The sequence below is a fragment of the Paenibacillus xylanexedens genome, assembly GCF_001908275.1.
Taxonomy (GTDB): domain Bacteria; phylum Bacillota; class Bacilli; order Paenibacillales; family Paenibacillaceae; genus Paenibacillus; species Paenibacillus xylanexedens_A.
Genome location: NZ_CP018620.1, coordinates 1993772 through 2020514 on the forward strand (window position 1 = coordinate 1993772; position 26743 = coordinate 2020514).

Below are 26743 nucleotides of genomic sequence, written 5' to 3' on the forward strand. Positions count from 1 at the left end.
AAGAGGGCTAGGCGTAATTGCAGTCTTTCTAACAGAAACTAGGTAACCTGCACATAGTCTTTAACGTCGTAAACATGAGGTGATTGAATGAAAAGAGTGCTGCTTACTTTTTTGTTAATTTTAATAGTGTTAACAGCATGTGAGGCAAAGAATCGGACAGTGGATTCTCCAGTAATCACGAAATCATTCCCAGAAATTATTGAGCCCCATAATCCAGAGCAAGCGGAGCAAAGTGGGGATGTGGTAGTGCTTCTCGAAGGCATTAGGAATCGGGATAAGTGGAACACATTTATGAAGAATGTGAAGAAAAAACATCAGGATCAGATTCGTGTGACGAAGTATACCATTGAAGGTGGGCCCATTATCCATAAATTGATCTATGATGGTACAGCTATTCAATCGACTTACGATAACTCAAGGGATGCCTACGGCTCCAAACAGGGAATGAAGACTGACACCTGCAAAGGGATCGGGACAATGAAGAGTGAGCAGGGACATATTTTTTACGTGTTAACCGGGTGTGAGAAGGAAGAGAACCCCTTTTGGATGCCTAAGTTGTAAATGAGATGTATCCACATGCAAATTCTTAATAAAAACTGTGAAGCCGAGGCTGGTATGCAGGTTTTTGTTTCTATTTGAAAGGTGAAAAATCGAAATTTTATCTGTACAAAGCATTTACTGTCCATCGCCCTGAATCTCATAATCCAACTGCACTTCATGATCTGTATAGGTTGCATTATGCATTGTGATGGTAAGCTCATCTACTGTTTTGGTTTGAAATGGGATGTTTGAATCGGGAAGTTCGGATTCTTCTTTATTAGTTACAGAAAAATAAAGCACAAGTTGAAGTATCAATATGATAAGAGCAATAATGATAGCGATGATGATATTCCTTTTGCTCAATGTGCATCTTCCTTTCAGCGAATAGATTTTTAATGAAGTGAATTTAGTGGTTAATAACCAATTATATCATATTTTGGGTGGTGATATAAATGAAGAGGCTTTGGGTGTTATGTATTTTGATACTTTTAGTGACAGGGTGTGGTCAGAACAATAGAGAGAAAGCCATTGATTATCTAACGCAAAATCAAAGAAATGATGCATCACTCATTGTATTTACCGACCGACCTTCGGAGCGACCATTTATTGTTGAGTTACAGACGCAATTAAATGAAGTAAATAACGAGAATTTGAGGGCAGAAGGCCCAATAACTAACGTAACCTTTTATAATGTCCGTGATGAAAATAAGTTTAATTATGAGAAGATTTTTGGTCTGAAATCATATCCGTACATGATCCTGTTCGAGAAAGGCGAGATTACACTGGAGACGCATGAACCGGAAGAGATCGTTCAGCATTTTAAGAAGAGGTGAGAGTCTACTAAAAAGAAGTTTGATCCCGATGGATCGTCTGAGTTAAACATACAGTGAGGTCCTACTGGGGAAACAATGAAGCCATGCTGGCAAGACAAAGGACAACTATCGCAGGACTCTTGTCTTTTTTATTGGGCTTCCCTCATAGTTATTCGCACACTCTCCGAATGTGTTAAGGACATAGTATAGGGCATATATACTGTGTGCCTTGGCCTAAGGAGATGACCATTTTGAAGTATCTGAACAAGAGGACAGCCACCCTCAACAAATTGAGGCCCAGTCGTTCTACGTTGAAATGCAGAAAAAAACACTTGGGAAAACGAAAGAAATGCCATATTATCCGCAGATCTTATCGGAAAAAGCGCTGCTCACTGAAGCGTCCATTAAGATCACAGAAAATGGCCCGTGACAAAAAAGTCATTGCATTACCGAGAGGGGTAGGCAGCAACCCGGTATGTTGTGAGCCTGCCCCCCTGCTCGCTCCGTTGAGACAACATGAATTGGAGACTGTGAGTCTCCCTGGAACGCAAGGTGTGGCAGGTGTCCAAGGCCCCGCAGGCCCTCACGGCGGGCCGGGTCAACAAGGGGTTCCCGGAGCGCAGGGTCCTGTTGGTCCTCACGGTGGGCTGGGTCAACCGGGAGTTCCGGGAGCGCAAGGCCCGGCAGGTCCTCAGGGTGAAACGGGTCAACGGGGAGTTCCCGGAGAGCAAGGCCCCGCAGGCCCTCAAGGTGAATCGGGTCAACCGGGAGTTCCGGGAGCGCAAGGCCCGGCAGGTCCTCAAGGTGAGCCGGGTCAACCGGGAATTCCGGGAGCGCAAGGTCCGGTTGGTCCTCAAGGTGAATCGGGTCAACCGGGAGTTCCCGGAGCGCAAGGTCCTGTTGGTCCTCAGGGTGAACCGGGTCAAGCAGGACTTCCCGGAGCGCAGGGTCCGGCAGGTCCTCAAGGTGAGCCAGGTCAACCGGGAACTCCCGGAGTCCAAGGACCAATGGGTCCCCCAGGTGAGCAAGGTCCGCCGGGCACGGTACCCGGAATTGAAATCATTCCTACGGCAAACCGTTACTTCTATTTTCCGGATACCGATCTGGATTTGTCGGCCTCGGTTGTAATTCCTGCCACAGAATTCACAAATGACGATGGCGACAGCATAACCGAATTTGCCGGGGTTGGACTTACTAGTTTCAACAATCTTTATATAAACGGGATTGTACAACCAGGAAACTCATACAGTGTAAGTGCGGAGAGGTTGTTTTTTTCGTCACAAAGCGGTGTGATCTTTGCAGGGACACCTATCACTATAGAGATAATTATAATAACAGCCAATATCATAAATGGTTAAAATTGGTTGTAGTTGCTGGTTCCTTTGCCTTCACTACTCCCAAACCTACCACATATACTATGTTAGGTAGGAGGTGAGAAACATGCCACTTGTGACACCATTTCAGAACAGTTTAAGATTTGCTGCAACCATTGGTGATGGGACCGGCACTGGGGTAACGTTTGCCATTGCTGCGACTGCCTTTACAAACGACGCTGGTGTAGCTGCAACCGCATTTCCAGGCACCTACAACTACTACAATCTTTATATTAATGGCCTTATGCAAACAGCAGATACCTCCTCGACTACGACGACTACAATTACAATTCCCGGTGGAGATGCATTAAATGATGGAACTCCAATTGTTGTACAATTTGTAGTGTCTTAAAGAAGGTTTAATCCTACTGTATCGTTATCTTGTGCGACTTCTATCTGTGATAGAAGTCGTTCTTTTTGTACAAGATACCCAGTCGACTCAACGGCATTCATCTATGCATTAATGTGCAAATATAGTTACCCAGGGATGTTGCCGAACTACCGGATAACCTCTGAGGAAATGATCCTTCCGTTTGATTCCAATCTTCCTTCCCACTTGTTAAAATTTAGGTACATAAACTAAGGTCAGGTTGGCGGGTGATAAGGAAATGCAGCGAATCGAGGTACATCCCGATCTATTGGAGGAAAAGGCCCGGTTGGTCCAGCAGAAGAAACAGGAACTGGAGCGAATGGTCAGGGAACTGGAGAAATCCATTTATATGTTGCAATCCGATTGGTCGGGTGTGACAGGAGAGCGTTTCTTCTGGGATTTTATGCAGGTGAAGGAAGTGTTCCCGACTACACTTGGGCTGTTGGACGAAATCCAGAAAGAGTTTACGTTTATCGCAATGAACTTCAGAACAACGGACGGCTCAGGCGAGGTTGCGCTGTACATTCCAGAAGAACTAAAGCGAAATTTCGCTGTAGGGCTGCTTGATAAATCAGTAGGAGAAACAATAACGGGAATGGGGCAGACGGCAGAATCTTTCTTCGAGAACCCATTCAGTACATTAAGCAGTGTGGCATATGCCATGACAGTGGGCAAAGTTGTAGACGTTGGGCGTGGTATTCAGTTTGCATGGGACACCGCTTGGGGTACGGGAACGGCGAGATCTGATATAGAGCAATTTGTAGAAGAGCAGAAGAAACAGATCGATGAGAGTGGTGCAGGGTATTACGGTGGGGCGATGACGGGACAGGCCTTGGCGTATGTTTTGTTTGGCAAGGCATTTCGTTCGAAGGACGACATTGGGTCGGGTGGAGGTAAGAAAGAATCAGAGGGAATTAGCAGTTTAACTAGTGACTCAAGGTTAAGAATGGAAGGCAATAAAACAATATACCCTAATCAATTCGGTAATGAGGTATCTTGGACCAAACAAGGTTCTAAAGATATAGATGCTATTATTGAGAAGAATTTAAAAAGCTCAAAAGCTGGTGATATTCTAGAGGGTCAAGTAGCACAGACTGTAAAAGGTACAGGAAGATTACAGGGGACTGGAATACAGTTGAAACTGCAAGATGATACAATAGCAGGGGATATTGACGTGTTAACAGATTCACATCTTATTGAAGTGAAAAAGTCTTTAAGTGCAGTAAGTAAAAAACAATTTGATAAATTGACCGATCCATTAAATGAGAAATACTTTAACTACGATAACAAGGAAATAATATATTATATTGAAGATATTACTGTAAATAATAGAACCCAAGAAAATCTAGTTAAAATGATTCAGAATAAAGGAATAAAAATAATAAGTTCTGCTAACGAATTAGAGGAGGTCTTGAAGAAGTGAGTTCTTTGATTTTTTTGAAAAAGATAGAAAACTATTCCCCTGAAAAAGCCATTGAGGATTTTAAGAAAGCAGCGCAAAAAGCGAACATGTTTTGTATTTTAATAAAAGATAAATACCGTGATGATCTCTTCATATCTGCTGAAGGGACACTATCAGAAGTTGATGAATTTACTTTTAAAAACATGGATAATAAGGACAACTTAAAGTACTTCACATTTAATGTTAATCAAGTAGAGGAAGACTCAATTGATAGTTTCACTTGGCTTACTCAAAGCGAAAATTATTTCTGGGCTTTAGATATTGAAAATATAAATCATGAGTACAAGTTTATCTTTAGATTTCTTGTAGAGTATTTTAAAGATAATGGCGAGGATTATTTATGGTTTGATGATGCCGAGTGGTATTACACAGCTGATGATATTTTAAAATTAAGTCAGATGCCTTATGATCCGAACTGGTGCAGTGAAAAGATTGTCTAGTTGTATACATTTGAAAATAACGAGGTTTTACTAGGTATTAGACATAGTCGAGGAGTATTGAAATAATGGGAATGTCATCTTTTGTATTATTTAAACGTGGAGAAAGCACGTCAGCAAGTGATTTATTGAGTACTATTAATAATATATGTATAAAAGAGAAACTTTTATTTGATAATGATGAAGAAACTTACAATAGCGAAGGTACATTAAAATACACTCGACTATATATAAGCGACACGCCATTCAAGGAAAATTACTCAAGGACGCTTAGCTTTAGTGTATATGATGAACCTTATGAATTTCAAAACGTTACTTATGATTGGGATGATACGCAAAATGAATATTTTAAAGCAGTAGTATCTGATGACTTTGATGATAATGAGGACTTATTATTTAAATTCCTTTTTGCTTTTCTGAGCGAATGCCCCGATGCAAGAGTATGGATTGAAGAAGATTGGTTTTACAATCTGGAAGATATGAAAAAGATAAAGGCATCCTACAATAATAATTGGTGTTATATAGATCCAAACAACATTTAAGTGAAACACAATAATTAAGATTCAGGCACTTCTACCAGACCATAAGTAGAGGTGCTATTTGCTGTTTTATCCAAACAAATAATTCCGTGGTATGATTATAAAAAATACGATAAGGAGTTGACGTATGAGGAAAATTTCTCTAATGGTCATTGCTTTGTTCATGGTAGCGATCGCGATCTTACCACTTTCCGCATCTGCTGCTTCGAAAGCAGACTTTCGCAATGTAAAGTGGGGCATGAACACTAAACAAATCAAGAAACTAGAAAAGGACAAACTGATTGATTCAGGAAGTGTTAACCATTTTTCATACCTTACATACAGTTCGTCAGTCTCCTCAACATCTGCAGAGTTATCTTACTTGTTCTACAAGAACAAACTGGTTCGTACTATCTACGAAGTGAAGGGTAACACATTTGCGACTTCTGGAGATAAGATGAATACATATTACGGCATCAAAGATGCCTTGGAAGACAAATACGGTAAACCTACTAATTCGACTGATAAATACATCATTGGTGCAGAGTCTAGTCTAACGAACGATGACGCATTGGACCTGAGTATGGGGAACATTATGTTTAAATCACGGTGGGTAATCAATAATAAGCGAACAGAAGTTGCGCTTTATCTAGATCGATACCAAGGACAACCACGTTTGCGCATCCTGTACTCAGATCGGACAAATAACTTAGACATTGATAAGTTGATGTATTCAGATGGTTTGTAAGGCATAATACGATGATATTCAAAAAGGGGCGATCTGTCATAGGGAGAACTCCTTTTTTGTATCAAAACAACTAATGAAATTTTCCCCATGCTGGACGATAATATAGTAGAAGTAATAACTTACCTATGGCAACTATTCAGCTCACCATATACATAGAGAACGATCCACAACCATCCTACACCCACACGAGGTACATTCATGAAACAAGGCATATATGAACAGCTTATCAACACCATCACCAGGCAGGAGATTTCGGCGCTGGACCCGGATGTGTATAACATTGGAACCGAGAAGTTGAATGCAGAGGAAGCGCGCAAGCTGCTGTCCACGTATTTGGCGACGGTGACCCGGCGGGCGCTCAAGATTGTGCGGGAACAGACAGAAGATAAGACAGCAGTGTTGGCACAGATCCGAACGTGTAATGAGATTATTGCTACCCTGAAAGGCACGCTGGGGGAAGAAGAATACAACGAATTGCAACTGGATGAGCAGGGGGAAGTGCTGACCCATGTGTACTCCAAGCTGAACAGCATTCGTGCGGTCCGGGATACCAAAATCGTTCGTCCAGATACGCCGATCTCCCAGAGCTCTTTGTTCACAGGTGCCAAGTCCGAGCCGAGTATGTTATTGGAGTTGCAAAAGGAGATCATGACCGCCGATCGGATCGATTGGCTGGTATCGTTTATCAAATTTAGCGGGCTTCGCCTGCTGCTGGAACAGCTTCAACAGTTCACGGCTAGTGGAGGGAAGCTGCGGATCATCACAACTACATACATGGAAGCAACCGACCTTAAGGCCATCACTGAACTTAGCAAACTGCCCAACACGGAAATCCAGATTTCCTATGATACCAAAGTGACTCGGCTACACGCCAAAACGTACATTTTCCACCGCGATACCGGATTCACCACAGCCTATGTCGGCTCCTCTAACCTGTCCAACCCGGCGCTGACCAGTGGTATGGAGTGGAACCTCAAGGTGACGGAGAAAGATTCACTCGATGTGCTGCGCAAGATTGAAGCGACCTTCGAGAGTTACTGGAATGACCGTGAATTTACGCGGTATATGGCTGAGGATGAAGGCCATGAGGCACAGTTGAAGGCGGCTCTGAATCGTAAAAAAGATCAGTCCAACCACTTTCACCTCGACATCCAGCCTTACGATTATCAAAAGGAAGTGCTGGAAGAGCTGAACGCCGAGCGTACGCTGTATGGACGAAATCGCAACCTGATCGTCGCCGCCACAGGCGTTGGCAAAACAGTCATCTCTGCCTTCGACTACAAGCGATTCCGGGCAAGCCATGTGGGAGCTAAGCTGCTTTTTGTCGCCCATCGGGAAGAAATCTTGAAGCAAAGTCGGGACACGTTTCGGTATATCCTGAAGGATATGAACTTTGGTGAGCTGCATGTCGGGAATTACCGAGCAGAGGCGCTGGATCACTTGTTTGTTAGTATTCAGAGCCTTAACTCCATGAAGCTGACGGAGATCACTAGCTCAGACTATTACGATTACATCATTGTGGATGAATTCCACCATGCCGCTGCTCCTTCGTACCAGAAGCTGTTGTCCCACTACGAACCGAAGATTTTGCTAGGACTCACTGCAACGCAGGAACGGATGGATGGCAAAGACATTACCGCCTACTTCGATCATACGATTGCCGCCGAGATCCGTCTAACCGATGCCATTGACCGGAAACTACTGAGCCCTTTTCAATATTTTTGCGTCACCGATACTGTCGATCTATCCCAAGTGAAGTGGTCGCGTAAAGGCTACGACCTGAACGAACTGGAGAAGCTCTATACCCATAACAAAATCCGTGCCAACCAGATCATCCAAAGTCTGAACAAATACGTAACCGATCTGGACGATGTGAAGGGGCTTGGTTTCTGTGTAGGGGTGGATCATGCAATGTATATGGCAAAAATATTTAACGAAGCCGGCATTCCATCCATGGCCCTGCATGGCGGGTCGAGCGAACAGGAGCGTCATTCTGCGAAAGGACAGCTGGTGAACGGGGAACTGCGCATGATCTTTGTCGTTGATCTGTACAATGAGGGCGTGGATATCCCTGAGGTGAACACCATCCTGTTCCTGCGTCCTACTGAGAGTCTGACCGTATTCCTGCAACAGTTGGGACGTGGACTCCGGATGGCGGAGGGCAAAGAGTGCCTGACCGTGCTCGACTTCATCGGACAAGCGCATCAGGAGTACAGGTTCCAGGATAAATTCCGCGCCCTGATCGGCGCTACTAAACATTCTATCTCGTATTACGTCGAGAATGGATTTTCGAACTTACCACGCGGCACGTTCATTCAATTGGAAAAGCAAGCGAAGGAATACATCATGCGCAACCTCAAGCAGATGAGTCGTAATCGCAGAGCGTTGATCCAGAAGCTGCAAACGTTCCAGCAAGACACCGGACTGCCGCTGACCTTGGCTCATTTTGTAGAGCATCACGGGATGACACTCTATGAATTCTATGGTGGACGTACGGGGAGAAGGTATTTCCGCGGTATGTTAGCCGAAGCCGGATTAACAGCACCCATCGAGGATGAACACGAGGAATACATCCGCAGACTGCCATCTGTGCTGACGATTAACTCCCGAAGCTGGCTGACGTTCCTGATCGACTTTATTGAAAAAGGGAAAGAAGCAACCACCGCTGATGAACAGCGCATGTTGATCATGTTCTATTATACCTTCCATCGGGCTGCGCCCGAGAAGCTAGGACTGAGCAGCATCGAAGAGGGTGTGCAGCGTGTGCTTTCTTCTGAGGCATTCCGAGCAGAGCTTGTGGATATTTTCAAATATAATTGGGCTCATCTACGATTTGTGGATAAAAGCAATTCGTTCCCGTACACTTGTCCACTGGATATCCACTGTATGTACTCCATCGACCAAGTGCTCGCCGCCTTCGGTTACTGGAATGCCCAGCAATCACCCGCCTTCCGTGAAGGCGTGAAGTATTTTGCAGATGAACAGACCGATATCTTCTTCATTACATTGAACAAATCAGACAAAGATTTCTCTCCATCTACGCTGTACGAGGATTATGCGATCAACGAGCGTTTATTCCACTGGCAGACACAGAGCCGGGTGTCAGAGCATACAGCTACCGCGCAGCGGTACATCCATCATCGGGAGACGGGCAACCGAATCGTGCTGTTCGTGCGGGAGTATAAGGAGGAGCATGGCTATACGTCTCCATTTGTGTTCCTGGGCGAAGCGGATTATGTGAGTCATGAGGGGAACAAACCAATGAGCTTTGTGTGGCGGTTAAGGGAAGAGATGCCTGCGAAGATGGTAGCGGTGGCGAATAAGTGTATTGTTTGAGTTTGAAATGAATGGACCTGCTATGTAAAGCAGGTTTTTTTGTTTGAAATTGTATTTTATAGTGGAAATAAGTGGTTTATTGTTGGATAATGATTCTATGAGCCTAGATACTACCAATACACTGATCTAATAGACCTATAATTTTGTTGATTTTATAAGATGATATGAATACGTTACTTTAGATTACACGAGGTTATTCCGATAAGATCAGTTGTATACATCATGATTGCGATGAAACTAAAAAAGATAAAAATGTAAGGCCTTTTTATTATTCAAAATAATCTTATGGATAGGAGGCATAGTGAGATTCACGCGAATCGTTATTAATCTTTCCAAAAGTGCATATTAGCACAGAACATAACGAAACAGTAATTTAACAGGATCAACTGCTATTAACATTACATATAAACAAAGGAATTGCACCAAGAGATATGATAAAGCAGATTGAGGATAAACATCCTTCAATCCTTGATGTCGCTGTTAGTGGTTAAGCCTTTTTAGTGTTTATTTAAATAGTACGAAAATTACTTTTTAGAGGAGTTATTGGAATGGAATTATTGAGAGTGAAATTGAGTAATATACTTGTTAATGAGGATAATCCTAGGAATGAACCGCAAGAAAGTGAAGCTGATGCTATTAAAGTTCTATTTAAGAAGGAAAAAGAGTTATTTAATTTAATGTCTAATATTGCAGAAAAAGGTATAGATAGATCGGAGAGAATAATTCTTACGAAATTAGATGGCATGAATGATTATATTGCAATGGATGGAAACAGAAGGGTAACTTGTTTAAAATTGTTGAATTCAAGTGAATTTCTCCCCGCTGATATTAATGATCGAGAAAGAATAAAAAAACGAATTGAAAAAATCATCGAAAAATATGATTATAAAAAAACAGTTCATATAGATGCTGTTGTTTATGACATAGATCATGAAGAAGAAGAAATGTTGGATACAATAAGAAGAAAACACACTGGTGAAAATAAAGGTATTGGAAGAATGAGATGGGATTATACTGCACAAGTGAGATTCAAGAAGGATGACTTTAAAAAGTTTCTTTCAGGTTACTTGAATAGTATTCTAAAAGTAGAAAGATCTTATACCACAATGGAAAGAATACTCTTGGACAAAAATATGCAATCACGTTTAGGTATTATTGTTCATAAGGATAGACTAGAAGTTGAGAGATTAAATGAGAGTAGCCTCAAAAAGCTATATTATATTTTATATTTGTTAGATAATAAAAGAATAAGAGTGAAAGATGTATACAGCAAAGAAGATCGTGAATTATTTTACAATAAATTCTTTGTTGATAATGATGAATGGAAGTTTTTAAAGAGTCCTTATAATAATAATTATCCATACCCAACAGGAACAGAAGATGAAAATAAGCGAGGTAAGGAAGGAGGATCAGGACCAAAAGACGAAAATAAGCCGGATGACAAAGGACCAAAAGACGAGAATAAGCCGGATGACGAAGGACCAAAAGACGAAAATAAGCCGGATGACGAAGGACCAAAAGACGAAAATAAGCCGGATGACAAAGGACCAAAAGACGAAAATAAGCCGGATGACGAAGGACCAAAAGACGAGAATAAGCCGGATGACGAAGGACCAAAAGACGAGAACAAGCCGGGTAACGAAGGTGGATCAGAATCAGAAGACGAAAATGAGCCGGGTAACGAAAATGGTCCAGGGCAAGGAGAACAAAAACTGGTACCTGATTCCAAAGTTTTATTTCAAGGTATTATATATGAGGGTGATCACCAAGGTATCTGGAGATCCCTATCGGAAATTCATCGTATGAAGTTGCGATACTCTGATAGATATCTTTTGAGTCTAACCTATCTTTTGAGGACACTAATTGAGTGTACGTTGCAAGAATATTTAGTGAAAAATTCACTTTTTGATAATTGGCATAAACCGAATCAAGACCCTTCAATAACTGATTTGATCAGATATAGTGTTCAAAATAATGTCTTTGCTACTACGAATAGAAATTATCAAAGAATAATTGTGTTGGCTGATTCACAAAAAGATTACGATAGCTTGAACGTTATTGCCCATGGTAAATATAGCTTACCGTCTATAGAAATTTTGAAAATAATTGAAAAGAGATGGTATATTCTTATGAAGCACATGATTGAAGATTTAAACAAAAAAAACTAAATTAGATATGAAAAAGTAATTATACTCATGTTTTAATAACATAATATGATTAATGAGGGAGAACCTACATTGAATTATACTTCCGAAAGAATTCCAATACTAAACTTAGTGTTAGACCCGTTAAATCCAAGATTCGTTTCACTCCCTTCTCCAAACGATGAAAGTATCAAGAACTACTTGGTACAAAATGAAGATGTAATAACTATTGCAAGAGGTATCAATGAAGATGAAGGATTAATGCCTGGGGAGCGTATTATAGTCTTTAGAGAGAACGAAAACAATTATATAGTTTTAGAAGGGAATAGACGGATTTGTGCCTGTAAGTTACTTTTGGGACACTTTATTACAGATCGAAAAATACCTTCTATTTCTGAGACGACTAAAGAAAATATAGAAATTATCAATGTTGATGTTGTGGAGAGTCGGGAGGCTGTACAATCAACTTTGTATAAAAGACACATCAAAGGAATTCGCAGTTGGCCAACTCAAGCTAAACTTTCATTTTTTGCTAACCGTTATTTGGCTGGGGAAGGTATAGATGAAATTAGCAGGGATACAGGATCTGCCAAAGGAAAAGTCACAGGATTCATTCAGAATTACAAATTACTACAATATGCGTTGAACCTCCCTCAATGGAGGGAGGTTGAGTTGGACAGTCTAGACCCAATGGGACTAGATATAAATAGATTCCTAAGAGTATTTAATTCTAATTCCAAGTATTATTCTAATAAAACTGCAAAAAATCTTCTTAAGTTATCGTTTGATGAGAATCTTAATCCAATTTCGGAGTATGGTGAAGATATAATGAATCTTGGATTATATTATATAGCTAAAGCAGCCTTCCTTACTAAAGAACTAACTACTAGAAATCATGTTGATTCAATTTCAGAATTTAATACATTCATGAGGGAAATTAACCCTATAATAGATACTGAAATAACTTCAACTCAAGAAGACTTGAAATTAGATTATTCAAATAGAACTGAAGATGATCAATTGAAAAATAACAATAACTCCAATATCCTTAGAACAATATCAGGAGTTCAAGAACCTACTGAAATGAAAAAGGTTACATTAGTAGATATGCCCTTTAAATTGTCCAATCCGAAACCATTTGTATTCTTTGAGTCATTAAAATGGAACGTTTTACAATCAAACGATATTCAAGATATCGGGCTAATGCAATTAGCAAAGGAAATTCAGAAAATTTCTAAATATAATCATTATGGATGGTACACTATATCAGCTACGCTATTGTTAAGGTCTTTATTAGAACAAAGTTTGAAATTTTATCTAAGAAAAGTGGGGGAATGGGAATCGTTAACCTCTAACAATCAGGGTAAAGACCCAATGCTTAGTCAATTAATTAAATTCTACAAGCATAATAAACGTTACGAGAAATTATTTGTTGAAAAGAAGTATTACTCTGCATTCCTTAACTCGGTCAATGATGAAAATATAACATTTCTTGATACGGTAGTACATAATGCTGGAATAATACTTCCTTCTAAGGAAAAATTAGAGTCTATTACTAAAGGGGGAATGTATACTCTTATTGAATACATTCTAAATGAAAAAAAATATTGGAAGATAAGTAGGTGACAGTAAATTGAAAATTCAAAAAAGTCCGTTGCGATATCCTGGTAGCAAAAGTGATCTAAGTCCCTATGTAGAAAAAGTTATTCACAACAACGACTTAAATGGTTGTCACCTGATAGAGCCCTTCGCAGGAGGGGCATCAATTTCTTTAACGCTTTTACAGAAAGGAATTGTAGGTAAAGTAACATTACTAGAGTTTGATCCTTTGGTTTATTGTTTTTGGGAAAGTGTCTTTAAATATACAGATCAACTTTGTGAGATGATCGAAGAAACGCCTATAACGATTGGAGTATGGGAAAGATTTCAAATATATAAAGGTATAGATATCCCGTTGAAAAATAACATACTGGAACTTGGATTTGCGGGTTTGTTTCTTAATAGAACTAGTTTCTCTGGGATTTTAAAAGGTGGACCCCTTGGGGGGAAAGAACAGTTAAGCACTTATAAAATTGATTGCCGATTTAATAAACAGAAGATTATCGAAACAATTAAGTTCATTTCTTTATTTAGTGATAGAGTTAATGTGAAATGGGGTAATTCGCTAAAATATTTGAGTAATCTGAAAAAAAAAACATCCCAAGAAAAGACCTTTCTATATGTTGATCCCCCCTACTATGACAAAGGTAAGTCATTGTATAGGAAATATTTCACAGAAAGGGATCATAAAGCACTCTACAGAAGATTGACATCTTTACAATATCCTTGGCTTTTAAGTTATGATGATTGTCCATTTATTACTTATCTGTATTCTCATTCTAAAACTGATTTAAAAAAACAAAATTTATTTTTTGACTATTCTGCAGGTGGTAGTAAAAAAAAGCAAGAAATATTAATCTCTAACCTGGAGATTCCTCCTATAGCACATGTTAAAAATGAATCAATTATTATTTGAATATTTTTAGAATTAAATAAATCATGATATGTATTACGAAGAGCAAAGTAAAGGTTTAGTTTACTTTGCTCTATTACTGTTATGTGATGAATTCGTGGTTGAATCTAACCCTTTAATAATTTCACGTACGACATTTCTTGCTAGATCAATACTATAGAATTCAGAATTCCTTAGCATACTCACAATATCCTGAATTACAGCCTCCGACTCGTTGATCTCCATATCTTCATTAACATAAGCGAACAACTGCGATATATTTACCTCCAGGGCTTCAGCGATTTTAGCCAAGTTAACCAAAGATACATTCTTTTCCCCACGTTCAACTTGTCCGATGTATGTAAAATGAAATCCACCTTTTTCTCCAAGTGCCTCCTGGGATAGTCCCTTCTCTTTCCTTAAAACCTTGATTCGAGCGCCGACTAAATTTAAAATTTCTCTGTCTTCCACGATACGCACCCCCTCTATGTAAAAGTGTAGACAAGATTTAGGGGGCTAAACATGACTATTTGAATCGTATAATTTTTGTTAAATTATATCTTTGGGTATGTTTTTATTGTATAATACTGGTATTAACTCTTTGGAGGGATGACAATGGCAAGAAATTGGTCCATAACCGAAGCACATTGTAATCACCTAGTAGATTTCACCCCACGTTCGCAAGACCATGATATCTCCACACAACCTAGGTCCAAACATATTCCTGCTTACCACATGATACATACTACAATCATGGAATATCACCAACATGCTAAGTATCATCTCAAACTTGCGGCCATCATGTGTAAACACAATCAGTTTAAAGCCTGCCTAATTCTATGTGATTGGGCTCTAGCCTCCATGATTAAGGCACTTTATATCCATAAGTATCATTCAGTTCATCCACCCAAGGAACTCACTATGAACGAAATCTTGCCTCTAGTGCATACGGACACTGAACCTGGATTGGATATCGCTTTGTTCATCGGCACGATGCAACATATGTCATCTTTAGAGGAACGCCAAGAGGATCAATATTTAGACCTTGATAACATCGAAAAGCTCCTTCAACGAACGGAAGACATTTTGGAGGAGTTAGCCACTCGATTGAATGATAATTCAACAAAGTTTTTCTGATATAAGGCGTGTCATGATCATCTGGAGGTTCCTTTCACAGGAATGGGACTGGAGGATTATAAGTACTGAAACCTATTTATTTGGGGAAAGGGAAAATCAGGATAATGGGTGGATGTATTTGCAACAAACTTCTGCTAACATTGTAAAATCCTAATTTTAATGGCGGAGAATGATATGAGTACAATTAAAGTAACACCAGAGCAACTACTCCATGTATCCAGGCAGATTGAGCAGGGCAGGCAGCAGTTGGAAGGTATACGTAATGACCTGACTGCACGGATCGGCTTCATCCAGTCTCAGTGGGCGGGAGCAACGCAGGAACGATTTTTCTATGATTTTCAGCAGTCACGTCCTGTACTGGATCGAGCACTGGAAAGTATGGTACAGTCCTCTCAGGATCTAATGGGGATTGCCGAGAGATTCGACCAAGCAGATCAGGAACAGGTGAGCTTGGGAGCCGTTGCTGGACAGATTGCTGCCCATACATTGATGAACCATAATACAGGTAACCCAGAAGAGCAACGACGAATGGTATATAATCCTTTGTTTGGAGTTAACATGCCTGCCAGTGAAGCAGAGGATGGGATGCCAGGGCAAAAGGAGTTTGTTAAGTATTGGGAACAGGGTGGCACCTATGAAGAAATGAGAGCTGGACCGAAGCAACCGGAGTCTGGCGGTGGGGATATATATGATGAACAGATTAGTGCATTTAAGGAAGGTCATCATCCCGTAACTGGAGAATCCATACCTGCATGGCAAGCAGCAGTTTCTATTGGAGGTTTACAGACTGCTAAGCTCGTGTTGGCTTTTACTGGAATGTATAATAGGGGTTATAAGGTTCCGAAAGAAGGATTAGGATTCCCAAAAGGTATGATCGGTGGAAGAATTACAGTAAGCAATGAAAGAATTAACCATGCTTCACTTGGGGATTTCAATTCTAAAAATAGATTGATCAATGGTGGTCACGGTCAAGATAATATTAATTACTTACTTAAAAATAAGATCCCATTTAACATTACTAAAGAATATGAAAACGGTGTACGAGTTGGTAATATACCAAACCACAAAAACAAAGCAAAGCGAAGTGGAGAGGGACAAACATGGTTCCCTAAGGAGTGGACATCGGAAGACATCAAAAAGTCAGGTGAGCATGTAGCAAATCTGCCTGAGAATAGAGTTAAGGGTGACGGTGAATGGATGTTTGGAAACTATAATAACGTTAGAGTAGGAGTGATCAAGAACGATGGACAGATCGGAACAATTACTCCAGATAACTCAAGACAACCGTAAGGAGAGCGAACCATGGTAGACTACAGTGAAAAAGTTATCTCATTAGTAAAGAAGAGAAAAGATTTACATCCCGACGATCCAGCTATTCAAACGATATGGAATGAGTTGGTTGACATTCTAAAAGAGAATGAGCATAGCGCCATATCATTTCTAAATCAATGCGGAGAAGAAGATTTATATTGGCTCAGTGAGATATTTGAAGATCTATCTTCTGAATTCCAAAGTCGAGCATTTATAGATTTTCTTCTTCAATTGCAAAAGAAGTATCCTGATCTGGATATGGAGCAAGACATAGAATATGCGATCCAATCAATGGAGGACTAAAAATAAGAAGATTGACGGCCTATTTCAACTCAAATACGAGTAGTCATGGGCTATTTTTATCTCTTCAATCCAATCTACTGCCTTACAAAATCAACCCGTCCCTTCAATTGAAAGTATCCAAGCCCAAGAAGCTTAGGGTAGGCGAAGATGATTTGTTTTGGATCATCGATATAGATGGTGACTTTAACATAATTGGAGTGAGATGATGAGAGTTCAGCTTAAAGATACATTAGCATTACAAACCAATTTATCATCTGTTCGAAAATATATCGTATTTGAAATAGAAGCTGCTCCTTCAGGAGATACGTATTACAGGATTGAAAATGATGCTAATCGGGTTGTTCCTTATGATTCGTCACTATTTAATGTAGTTTCGGATAAGCTAAATGGTGACTGGACTATCTTAGATAAGCCTAATCAATCATCAGCCAGATTGCCAAGAGAGATTGCTTACATGACATTTTGGGAAGATTTTTACAATGATGAACCCAAGGCTCTACGGGCGTTTAATCAAGCTAAGGCTAGATTATATCTTGAAGAGTTAGAGGATACCGAAATCCAAAATATTCTGGAGAGTAACAACGAGGAAGAGATTTACCTTGTCTTAAATACGTTAATCAGGACGAAGTGTGACACATTTACGCACGAAATGATCCAGTTTGCCAAAAAGAGGCTGGAAGAAAATCGTTATCCAGAGGACAATATATTATTGGCTACATTCCAATATTTGAGTTTGTTTCAAGAAGAACATATCAATGAATTCTTTGTATACTACTTGACCAACATAGAACTTGGAAATGATGAATTAACAGAGATCGTGAGTAATTACTTTGCATCATCACAGATATGGTGAGTGGATGGGGCAAACCTTAGAGAATATCATCTTTGATTTTAAGAAAAAACAACTACTGAGATGGTTACGCTTTTGCTCGTCGATCCGTCAGCTTGATGCGGGTGACCTGGAGGTTGTGTTGACAGTGGGTCTGTTCAATGAGGGTACGGATATTCCGCGTGTGGACACGCAACTATTAGTACGTCCAACAGAGTCACTCACCGTGTTCACCCAGCAGGTATGGCGTGGTCTGCGGCTGGCGGAAGGCAAATCTCATAGTGTGCTGTACATGCTGGAGCGAGGTGAAGCCCACTAGATGGACCCGATCACACCGGGGGAGATAGCACGGTTCTTCCATACGTATCTGACAGAGAAGGAATACCGGAAAAGGAAGGACTTTTCGGACAAAGGAAAACTCCGCTATGGGAATGGAATGAGAAGACGGCAACACGGATTGAGAAACTGATTATCGACATGCCGATGTCAATGTGGAGCGGGGCGAAGGGCAGCATGACACGATTCGAGGATGGCCTGTTCTCGCTGAATGTGCAGGTGAAGGATGCGGCGGACAAGGCGTTACTGTATCGTTGGACGAGGGAGATGTGTCAGTATCGGTTGCATGCGTATTTTGAGCGGGGAGAATGGTAATCTCTTGCGGTTAGATTAATTGAAGATGTTTTATAAATTATAAGTGGCAATGAAGCTGGTAGTACATAAGCTTTATTGCCACTTATAGTTTTTGTCAATTACTTGATTGAGATATTAGTTTTTAAACTCATAGATAGCCAGAATGATAATGGCAATTAGTGCTATAAGAAAGAAAATAAAAAGGGCAGTTAAAAGTCCGTAACCTAGTATAGAGGCTAACTTTGTAATTAATTTTTTCATGGTAAACAACCTTTCTATCATGGATAAATTTTACAGAATATCTTATATATGATAATATCATACATGTAAATAAATAACATATAAAAGAAGGAGAAGTGAAATGAATAATTCTAGTAAATTATTAAAACCAATACTTGCATTCTCGTTATTGTCTGCAGCATTTATGCCTTATGCTCTTTCTAGCAACACTATTCATGCAGATTCCCTTTCATTCGAAGCATCAACTCCTATCACGAATGGCGTAAATAATGCCTGGACAGATGGTACTGTAAATAATGAAAAGTTGAAAGAAGAAGCAGATTTATCGACTTGGAATATAAGATATGACGATGAGGCAAAGACGGTCTTGAAGAGTATTAAAAGCAACAATATATCTGCTTTAAAAGCTCAGGCCCAACAAGAGGCTGAGGCCAAATTTTTAGAAGAAGTTCAACAATTTCAGTATTCTACTCATGCCAATGATCAATCTAATTTTGCAGCGGCAGCTTCAAAGACAAAAGCCCAGTATCGCTCAGATTTTAATTTGGTAGCATTATCACTCGGTGCGTTCTCATGCCCTTTTGCAGGACAGGCTCTTATTAATTCGCTTCAGGATTCTCCATCTGCACTAGATTATGCTGCTGGGAGCAGTCGTTCAAATGCATGGTCACTAACTTCAGCTTACACAACAGTTTCGATACCTATTGCCAAAGCGATTGATATTGCAAATGCTGCTGGGAAAACATTTGTTTCTGGTGATTCCAGTGTTGCTACAAGCGCTGGAAACGCGGGCTTGGATTTTTATCTAGCTCTCGGTAAAGTTACTGTTGGTTGGGCAGCTGAAAAAGTGAGTGGAAGTTGGAAAGTATATATTCATACGTATGATAAGTATGATTTCCAAGATAAGACTGTACCAAGCAGCTTCCCGAACAACATAATCACTATTGCAAATAATGAAGGTGCTAAAGCTCAAGCAGCTGGAGCAATTGTTCCTTATTTCATTCACATCTATACTCAACAGAATTACAAACCTTAATTTGGAATTGTTACTTATTAGTATATAACACTTTAAAAAGAGCTTAGTTTCCCATTTTTAACAAAAGAGTGACTCTGAACTTCGGAGTCACTCTTTTTTACTTATGGAGACCCAGGTGGTGAACCTGCTTCAGGAGCCAAGCCGCAAACGGCTGCCGCGCCGTGAGAAGCTGCATCAGGATTTTCTGGATGTGAAACGAGAGCTGGGGCATATTCCGACGTATCTGGAGCTGCATCTGATGGGACGTTCGAAGAGTATCGGGTACCGGAACGAATGTGGCTCCTATGTTGGATTTCTCTATTGGGCGGAGCTGCTGTCCCCGACTGAGGGAGAGGTGTACGTGCGGCATGAGGCGTGGCTGCGTGATGTGGAGAAGACACTCATGAACCATGGGACACAGCTGGCATAAAAAGAAACATCCGAGCAGAAGTTAAAATTGATTGTGTAGGTATTGTAAATTTTGAAACTGGAGCGATAGGTAAGATCTCTAACAATACAGTAAGCCAGACATCGTCTGGCAAAGTGGATTTCCTTACCTTAAATAAGTCTGATTCATTTACAGGCCTACCGATGTTTGTTTATTATTATCCAAAGGCTACATTTGACGGAGTTGATTTAACTGGTGAGTTCAGATAAAAACATTTCTAAAAATTAAAATATCCATCACTAACCCATGGCTAAGGTGCTCTAGCCATGGGTTTATTAGATAGATCATTTACATAATGGGCGTTTAATTGATAGTACCATTGTTCCGTGTTTTTTCTGTGCGTTCTTTCGGAGGTTATCTAATATCTTTCACACCTGATACCACCTTACCCTCCACATAAACCATAATCGCTTGATACAAAAACCTCAAAAAATCTCCATTACCAAACTGATCAAAATAACCCGCATAGCGATGATCTGTCGTATAGGCTTCTGCGATACACCTCAGAATCTCAATATCACAGACCATGAACTGTTCCAGACAACTCTTCCATTCACGCACTAACGATTGCACCTCAACAGAAGCAGGAGACAGATCCTGATGTTTCGCCAACTCCCGAAATACCTGCTCCATGTTGACCGAGAACTGCTGGTAAGCTTGTTCTTGCTCTTCCGCAGACAGTTGGTTCACATTGGCTTCGAATTCCTGATATTTCTCGGTATCTCCGTAGATGAACTTCGCCTCAGATTCATATTGTTCTTGAATGGACAGAATGGAAGAGTCGTCAAACAGATGAAGATGAGAGATATCTGTACCATCCACATACTCGTCCAACTGGTCGATGATGGTTTCGAGCTTTTGTTTGCGTTGAACGAGTGTACTGCGATGCTCTCTTAGGATATCTTTCTGTTCGTCTTTGGAGAGTTGCATCATGGCTGCAATGTCTTTCAATGAGAAATTCATTTCTTTGAACAAGAGAATCATCTGCAGATTCCCCAGTGCCTCTTGATCGTAATAGCGATAGCCGTTGTCCTCGACTTTGCTCGGTTTCAATAGATCCGTTTTATCGTAATAATGTAATGCGCGTTTGGTGATGCCTGTGATCTTAATGATATCTTTAACAGTGAAATAGGGTGTCTTCATTCCAAAAGTCCTTTGTTTCAGCAAGGATGACACTTGCCGGAGTGATGGTTGCTTGGGTAATCGGTGTACCTGTTTTGTTCAGATAATATTGGATTAAGTGATAACCGCAGGCATAGCCAGCCGCGTAGGGCATACCTACGGGCGTGAAGTTTTGCATGATGGCAAGTTCATCGCCGTATAGATACGGATTAATTTGGTCAAAACCGATGACATGTAGCTGGTCTTTCATTTTTGGCTTGATTACGGTATTCAATGTCTCCATATCCGTTTTGGCTACCCAGGGGCCTAGCAAATTCTCTCCATACAGGGATGTCGCAAAACTCTCGGCCAACCCCTCGCTAACCACCATCTCCCCAAGCGTAATCTGTGGACTCCACTGGATATATTGATACCTTACGTTATGATTGCATTCATGGGCTAACACGGATTGCATACGAGGTAGAGTATACCTATTGGGGATCAGGTTCGCAATAATACAACCCGGGATTCCACCATCTCCGCTGATGCCTTCGTTCATGGTGAGTGAAGGACTGTTCTTGTCGCCTAATAAAATCGTATATAGATATTCGGAGACCGATAGCTCAATCCCGTGATCTGTAAAGGTGGATAGACTCGTACAAACGGCTTCATGACACTGTTGCCAAAATGCTTCAGACGAAATCGCTGCTAACGATTCGTTAATCTCAGGTGTGATATCTGCTGGAGCGATATTCATAAAGTTATTCATCATGATCACATCGAAGCCGTGAGGCTCTTGAGAGCGAAACGGGATATGTTGAATGTTCCATTTGTTCATGAATGGACTCATCATTCGTTCACGGTATAACTCCAATTTCTCATCGGGTGCAGCCTGAATGATTTCCTCATAGATTTGATCTGAACGTAACGCGGTAATCTTCATCCTTAATCTCTCCTTCATGTAAGCTTGAGATCATTATCAAGTATGACCTAACGTAACAGTCAAGCGTTGATGTTACGCTGCTGGCTCTCTGAATGATTCTGCATCTTCATTGCGAATATCAGGGCAGACAGGAGATAGATCAGGCTTAACAAGAGATAAGGGAGTTGCAGCGAGAATACACGATCAAAAGTCGTTTCACTAACCCGCACCAATAATCCGCCGAGAAGCGTACCAATGGCACTGATGCCAAAGGATAGAAAGCGAAACACACTTCCGACCCGGCCGAGCATCTCATTAGGAACGGAACGTTGCAGGATGGAGGAACGGGTAACATTGTAGACAATAATGAAAAATGCAGCACAGAAGTACAGTCCACCTACCATATATGCATTCGTGGTTAAACCCACCACACCGTAGATGATTCCCATGCACAAAATGGAGGAGATAATCAATTGTTTTGTACTCCATCTCTTACGCATATAAGCAACAGCCTGGCTCCCTACAATGCTGCCGATTGTTGCAATGGAGATGAGGATACCAAATGCAAAAGCATCCAACTGAAGCACATCTCGTACAAAAAAGATCTGAGTAGCCAGAATGATCGAATACATCAGCGTAATGGTGAGAGATAGAATGGCTAATCCGCGGAGAAAACGATCATGATAGACATATTGAATACCGGACCACATCTCTCGTTTCCAATTCTTCATCGGTCGAACTTCTTTCTTGGTTGTTTCCGTATCCCCAGGGTAGAAGTTTCCCCTCAAACTGATCAAAAAGAGCAGAGCAATAACAGCCGTTACGGCGTCTATGGCAAAAGGAAATACAATATGCAGGGTTATGATAAACCCTCCCAGAGCAACGCCCAGAATATCACTTGTGATTAACTGTCCGGCGGTGAACTGCCCATTCGCTTTCTCCAATTTACTTTCATCTACAAGTTGAGGAATGACCGTCTGCACCGTACTGTCGAATACAACTCGGCTCAATCCAATCCCAAACATGAACAGAGCCAGAATCGGAATGCTCACCCATCCTCCCCAGATACATAACGTCAGAACAAGTAGAAGGATCATTCGCGTAAAGCCTGCCCCAACCAGCATATGTTTGCGTGAGTATCGGTCGATGAGGACACCTACAGGCAGACTGAATAGCAGCCAGGGCAAACGAAGTGCCGTCATAGTGACAGAGGCATACAGCGTATCGCTCGTTAGTGTTGATATGAGCCAAGGAACCGCAGCAAGCGTAAGTCCATCACCCAAAAATGTAAGAGAAAATGCACCAAATAACTTAGTATAGTTTGACTTAATTTTCATCGTTCCCTCCATCAATAAGATGTTAAGCATAGCAATTTTGAGGTTGGAAAATAATGTGTTTTCACTTAAACCAAATTTAAGTTATTCTAAAATGGTTTTCAATCCTATTTTTACATTAAATAACTTCACAAAACGCTTACAAACTTTCAATTCTACCCTACCTTTTCCGCTACGAAGCTGAGATAATGGGAGAGGAATAAGGTCTGAAACAGACGCGACAACCATGTTCACCAACAGTCTAAAAATAAAAGCTGCATATCCATAGGAGGATTATTAATGACGACACAACCATTGAATCTGATCCAATCCACGGAGGGCCAAGCGTTACTTGCCCAAATGTATGGACAATCACAAGTAGAGGAACAGACCGCACGTTACACAAAGCTGAACGCAACGTTTGAAGAGTACTTTGGCGCGCAAGAAGGAAGCAAGTTGTTCAGTGCGGCAGGACGCAGCGAGATTGGCGGCAATCATACGGATCATAACCATGGTAAAGTGCTGGCGGGCAGCATTACGCTGGATACGATTGCAGTGGCAGCACCAACTGCGGAGTCGGTTATTACGTTTTACTCAGAAGGTTATGACAAGAAATATGTAATCGATCTCACGGACCTCACGCCAAATACAGAAGACGATGGCACAACAGCATTGATTCGCGGTATGGCTGCGGGATTTGGAGAATTTGGATATAAAATAGGCGGCTTCCAGGCGTATCTCTCCAGTAATGTGTTCTCGGCATCTGGGGTGAGTTCCTCTGCTTCATTTGAGATGCTGATCTGTACGATATTGAATCATTTCTATAATGACGGTGCACTGGATGTTGTGACAATGGCTAAAATCGGTCAGTATGCGGAGAACCACTATTGGAACAAACCTTCCGGTCTGCTGGATCAGATGGCTTGTGCGTACGGGGGACTCATTGCTATTGATTTTGAAAATCCTGCACAGCCGGTTATCGAGCCTGTTCAGTGGGATTTCCAACAAAACGGCTACTCATTGGTCATTGTGAATACGGGCGGTAACCACGCTGATCTGACAGAAGATTACGCTGCTGTGCCATATGAGATGAGAGCGGTTGCTCAGGCACTGGGCAGTGAGTATGTTCGGGAAATTACTGCAGACGCAATCTATGCCAACCTCAAGAAGGTTCGTGAAGCTGCTGGGGATCGTGCCGTGCTGCGTGCGCTTCATTTCCTGGAGGAAAATAATCGTGTCGATGGTCAGGTTCAGGCGTTGCGTGATGGACGTTTTGCTGATTTCTTGAAACTGATTACGGCGTCTGGTAATTCGTCATGGAAGTGGTTGCAGAATGTATATCAGAGTGGTGCTGTGAAGGAACAGGAGATTGGCATCGCGCTGGCACTGACCGAGAATTATCTGCAAAACCTGGGTGATGGCGCTTGTCGTATTCATGGTGGTGGATTCGCAGGGGTTATTCTGACGATCCTTCCGAACGAAAAAGTAGAAGAGTATATGTCCTGGATGCACGACATGTTGGAAACGCCAATCATCGTCGTTAATGTGCGTGCACAAGGCGCGGTATGCTTGAATGCATTGATCGCTAACGCGAGCTAAATAACACTCAGTTATATAGTTCTAACATGATTCTACGAAGTCCGGGCTATGCTCGGGCTTTTTGAATTGTTCATTTTTTGAAAAAACTTCAAACTTTGAAGGTCTGTAATGTGTTATTTATGTAGTGGTTTAGTTAGGAAGGTAGTGACAAGAATACAGGCGTATTAATGATGGTTCGAATAGGTGAGAGGCTACATCTCAATAATTTTTCCATGGGAGGAAGGATCAGATGATTACACCTACAGTGGCTGGGCAGGAAGAGGCTCAATTATATGAGGAGTTGCGGCATGCGATCGATGAATTCGAAGAGGGTGAGCAGCGGCAAATAGTTCTGAGTCGGATGATCAGACAGCTCAAGTTTGCCAAGTGGCGCAAAGATCGGATGCGCAAGGTCGATACATACTGCCACAAGATCAAGCCCGCGACACTTTGGATTATCTTAACCACAGGTGCTCTTGTGCCCGTCTTGTTATTTACGATGTTCATTTGGGTATCTCTATGGGTAGAGTAGCAGACAACTAGAGAGATAAGGAGAGATCTATCCCGTATGTTATTTATTGTGTTTTTGATTGCGATCGTATTTGGTACTTTGTTGATTTTTCGGATGGATGAGGATAGAAGGTTAAAAGCCGGAGCGCTGACCGTAGTCGTGTTCAGTATTCTGCTGTGTATGCTACTCATATTCCAAATGGGCAGTTACGGAGGCGATTCTTTTAGCTATTTGGGTTTTTTCAACATGTCGTATGGAGCGGCCAACGTATGGGTTCACATCTTTATTGTGACGACGCTGGCGGCGTTACTAACGTATCTGGGTGCGGATGAGTAGCAGAGGAGTGAGGTTAGACAGTGAGGGGAGTTGGTCGGGATTACTCGTCACTGTCTAACCTTTGGCATGTAACGAAGTGCAACTGATCTGACCGCAGCATGATACAGTGATTTTCTATACCTGCTCACAAGTAAATAGTTAGAAGGGAAATAAGCTTCCCATCTAACTATTTTTTGCTTCGTTCATACATTTTTATAGATTGAAGTCATTCGGGTAATCAGTACTGTTACTGTTTAGTGTAAATTGGGATTACTGCTGTTCAAGGATTGCACTTGTCCCTGAATATACTGATGGTAATCACGGAAGCTGCTAATGTGATGCAAAGAATCGGAGTTCTCAGACTGGATTTTAATTTTACCGTCCTGAGGCAATTTTTTCATCTCAGCAATGACGGATTTGGAACCTTGGATATCACCAGACATGTCTTGAATTCGCTGTAATAATGCGGGATGTCCTTCATGCTGAAGCATTTCGGCAAGCGGTCGCATTTCCTCCAACTTTTGGCTCGATCGTTCAAGTGTGGTCATCACTTTGTCTCCATCTGTACTTGCGCTAAGCGAAACCATTCGGTGGATGTGATCCTTCTCCATACGCTCAAGTGCTTCAAGATGGGAAGCTTCCAGTCGTTTGGGATCGCTCCAACTCTCCGATCGAACGGTGTCATTCTGTTGCTGGGAAGCATTATTCGCAGTGCCATTGCCACAGCCCCATAACAGAGTTGAGCAAGTTAACACGGCTCCAACGGCGATGATACTTTTTAACCTCATGCTGTCACTCCTTCAATAATTTACTTATGGTAGTATGAGCCGTAAATTGGTAATTATGCATGTAAATAAAG

28 protein-coding genes and 1 pseudogene are annotated in these 26743 nt (G+C 41.2%); 23 read left to right on the top strand and 6 right to left on the bottom strand.

What is annotated here, in order from left to right:
• Nucleotides 1-87: 87 nt before the first annotated feature.
• Complete coding sequence (locus BS614_RS08720) at nt 88-561, top strand: DUF4362 domain-containing protein (protein WP_074093684.1); 474 nt, start codon at nt 88-90, stop codon at nt 559-561.
• 114 nt (nt 562-675) lie between these two features.
• Here the strand turns inward: BS614_RS08720 and BS614_RS08725 are convergent, their stop codons facing one another.
• A complete protein-coding gene (locus BS614_RS08725) occupies nt 676-903 on the bottom strand; it encodes a hypothetical protein (protein ID WP_074093685.1) in 228 nt (75 codons plus the stop codon).
• Nucleotides 904-992: 89 nt separating this feature from the next.
• Between BS614_RS08725 and BS614_RS08730 the strand changes: the two genes are divergently transcribed.
• The 11 genes from BS614_RS08730 to BS614_RS08780 all read left to right on the top strand — a co-directional run bounded on the left by BS614_RS08730 (nt 993) and on the right by BS614_RS08780 (nt 14255).
• Nucleotides 993-1373, top strand: a complete 381-nt coding sequence (locus BS614_RS08730; protein WP_074093686.1) for a hypothetical protein — start codon at nt 993-995, stop codon at nt 1371-1373.
• A gap of 398 nt (nt 1374-1771) precedes the next feature.
• The gene (locus BS614_RS08735; RefSeq protein WP_074093687.1) at nt 1772-2710 is read left to right on the top strand and encodes a DUF4183 domain-containing protein; all 939 of its coding nucleotides are present in this window, start codon (nt 1772-1774) and stop codon (nt 2708-2710) included.
• A gap of 82 nt (nt 2711-2792) precedes the next feature.
• Nucleotides 2793-3077, top strand: a complete 285-nt coding sequence (locus BS614_RS08740; protein WP_074093688.1) for a DUF4183 domain-containing protein — start codon at nt 2793-2795, stop codon at nt 3075-3077.
• A gap of 304 nt (nt 3078-3381) precedes the next feature.
• Entirely contained in the window at nt 3382-4518 is a 1137-nt protein-coding gene (locus BS614_RS08745; RefSeq protein ID WP_167544391.1) for a WXG100 family type VII secretion target, read from the top strand.
• Nucleotides 4515-4997, top strand: a complete 483-nt coding sequence (locus tag BS614_RS08750) for a hypothetical protein (RefSeq protein WP_074093690.1) — start codon at nt 4515-4517, stop codon at nt 4995-4997. Before BS614_RS08745 ends, BS614_RS08750 begins: the two co-directional genes overlap by 4 nt.
• 65 nt (nt 4998-5062) lie before the next feature.
• Entirely contained in the window at nt 5063-5536 is a 474-nt protein-coding gene (locus BS614_RS08755; RefSeq protein WP_074093691.1) for a hypothetical protein, read from the top strand.
• Nucleotides 5537-5678: 142 nt separating this feature from the next.
• Nucleotides 5679-6260, top strand: coding sequence for a hypothetical protein (locus BS614_RS08760; RefSeq protein ID WP_167544392.1), 582 nt, complete (start codon nt 5679-5681; stop codon nt 6258-6260).
• A 198-nt stretch (nt 6261-6458) separates the two neighbouring features.
• Nucleotides 6459-9596 (top strand): DUF3427 domain-containing protein, encoded by a 3138-nt coding sequence (locus BS614_RS08765; RefSeq protein ID WP_074093693.1) that lies wholly within the window; start codon nt 6459-6461, stop codon nt 9594-9596.
• A 548-nt stretch (nt 9597-10144) separates the two neighbouring features.
• Nucleotides 10145-11764, top strand: coding sequence for a hypothetical protein (locus tag BS614_RS08770; protein WP_074093694.1), 1620 nt, complete (start codon nt 10145-10147; stop codon nt 11762-11764).
• Nucleotides 11765-11833: 69 nt separating this feature from the next.
• Nucleotides 11834-13366, top strand: coding sequence for a ParB N-terminal domain-containing protein (locus BS614_RS08775; RefSeq protein ID WP_074093695.1), 1533 nt, complete (start codon nt 11834-11836; stop codon nt 13364-13366).
• 7 nt (nt 13367-13373) lie between these two features.
• Nucleotides 13374-14255, top strand: a complete 882-nt coding sequence (locus tag BS614_RS08780; protein WP_084174462.1) for a DNA adenine methylase — start codon at nt 13374-13376, stop codon at nt 14253-14255.
• Nucleotides 14256-14315: 60 nt separating this feature from the next.
• Here BS614_RS08780 and BS614_RS08785 read toward each other — a convergent pair whose 3' ends face one another.
• Nucleotides 14316-14702 carry a helix-turn-helix domain-containing protein gene (locus BS614_RS08785; RefSeq protein ID WP_074093696.1) on the bottom strand — a complete coding sequence of 129 codons (387 nt, stop codon included), beginning with the start codon at nt 14700-14702 and terminating at the stop codon, nt 14316-14318.
• A gap of 144 nt (nt 14703-14846) precedes the next feature.
• Between BS614_RS08785 and BS614_RS08790 the strand changes: the two genes are divergently transcribed.
• From BS614_RS08790 to BS614_RS08835, 8 genes and pseudogenes are all read left to right on the top strand, one after another.
• Nucleotides 14847-15368, top strand: coding sequence for an SNARE domain-containing protein (locus BS614_RS08790; protein ID WP_083684856.1), 522 nt, complete (start codon nt 14847-14849; stop codon nt 15366-15368).
• A gap of 174 nt (nt 15369-15542) precedes the next feature.
• Entirely contained in the window at nt 15543-16658 is a 1116-nt protein-coding gene (locus tag BS614_RS31095; protein WP_167544393.1) for a WXG100 family type VII secretion target, read from the top strand.
• Between the two features lie 12 nt (nt 16659-16670).
• Nucleotides 16671-16982 carry a hypothetical protein gene (locus tag BS614_RS08810; protein WP_074093698.1) on the top strand — a complete coding sequence of 104 codons (312 nt, stop codon included), beginning with the start codon at nt 16671-16673 and terminating at the stop codon, nt 16980-16982.
• Between the two features lie 202 nt (nt 16983-17184).
• A complete protein-coding gene (locus tag BS614_RS08820) occupies nt 17185-17835 on the top strand; it encodes a hypothetical protein (protein ID WP_157116051.1) in 651 nt (216 codons plus the stop codon).
• 88 nt (nt 17836-17923) lie between these two features.
• A pseudogene (locus tag BS614_RS32705) lies at nt 17924-18100 on the top strand (P-loop NTPase family protein); the annotation flags it as partial.
• Nucleotides 18101-18324: 224 nt separating this feature from the next.
• A complete protein-coding gene (locus BS614_RS31935; RefSeq protein WP_210436968.1) occupies nt 18325-18462 on the top strand; it encodes a hypothetical protein in 138 nt (45 codons plus the stop codon).
• Between the two features lie 340 nt (nt 18463-18802).
• Nucleotides 18803-19717 carry a hypothetical protein gene (locus BS614_RS08830; protein ID WP_074093702.1) on the top strand — a complete coding sequence of 305 codons (915 nt, stop codon included), beginning with the start codon at nt 18803-18805 and terminating at the stop codon, nt 19715-19717.
• 118 nt (nt 19718-19835) lie between these two features.
• The gene (locus BS614_RS08835; RefSeq protein WP_074093703.1) at nt 19836-20126 is read left to right on the top strand and encodes a hypothetical protein; all 291 of its coding nucleotides are present in this window, start codon (nt 19836-19838) and stop codon (nt 20124-20126) included.
• A 372-nt stretch (nt 20127-20498) separates the two neighbouring features.
• On the opposite strand, the gene BS614_RS08840 is transcribed toward BS614_RS08835, so the two are convergent.
• Genes BS614_RS08840 through BS614_RS08850 form a run of 3 tightly spaced genes read right to left on the bottom strand, consistent with a single transcriptional unit; the run spans nt 20499 to nt 23504 of the window.
• Nucleotides 20499-21287: a MerR family transcriptional regulator gene (locus BS614_RS08840; RefSeq protein WP_074093704.1), complete on the bottom strand. Its 789-nt coding sequence runs from the start codon at nt 21285-21287 to the stop codon at nt 20499-20501.
• Entirely contained in the window at nt 21262-22188 is a 927-nt protein-coding gene (locus tag BS614_RS08845; RefSeq protein WP_074093705.1) for a DUF2268 domain-containing putative Zn-dependent protease, read from the bottom strand. Before BS614_RS08845 ends, BS614_RS08840 begins: the two co-directional genes overlap by 26 nt.
• Nucleotides 22189-22247: 59 nt before the next feature.
• The gene (locus BS614_RS08850) at nt 22248-23504 is read right to left on the bottom strand and encodes an MFS transporter (protein ID WP_074093706.1); all 1257 of its coding nucleotides are present in this window, start codon (nt 23502-23504) and stop codon (nt 22248-22250) included.
• Between the two features lie 276 nt (nt 23505-23780).
• Between BS614_RS08850 and BS614_RS08855 the strand changes: the two genes are divergently transcribed.
• From BS614_RS08855 to BS614_RS08865, 3 genes are all read left to right on the top strand, one after another.
• A complete protein-coding gene (locus BS614_RS08855; RefSeq protein ID WP_074093707.1) occupies nt 23781-25079 on the top strand; it encodes a galactokinase in 1299 nt (432 codons plus the stop codon).
• Between the two features lie 229 nt (nt 25080-25308).
• The gene (locus tag BS614_RS08860) at nt 25309-25590 is read left to right on the top strand and encodes a hypothetical protein (protein ID WP_074093708.1); all 282 of its coding nucleotides are present in this window, start codon (nt 25309-25311) and stop codon (nt 25588-25590) included.
• A 36-nt stretch (nt 25591-25626) separates the two neighbouring features.
• On the top strand, nt 25627-25905 hold the full coding sequence (locus BS614_RS08865) for a hypothetical protein (protein WP_074093709.1): 279 nt from the start codon (nt 25627-25629) through the stop codon (nt 25903-25905).
• 233 nt (nt 25906-26138) lie between these two features.
• On the opposite strand, the gene BS614_RS08870 is transcribed toward BS614_RS08865, so the two are convergent.
• Nucleotides 26139-26672 carry a hypothetical protein gene (locus tag BS614_RS08870; RefSeq protein WP_074093710.1) on the bottom strand — a complete coding sequence of 178 codons (534 nt, stop codon included), beginning with the start codon at nt 26670-26672 and terminating at the stop codon, nt 26139-26141.
• Between the last annotated feature and the right edge of the window lie 71 nt (nt 26673-26743).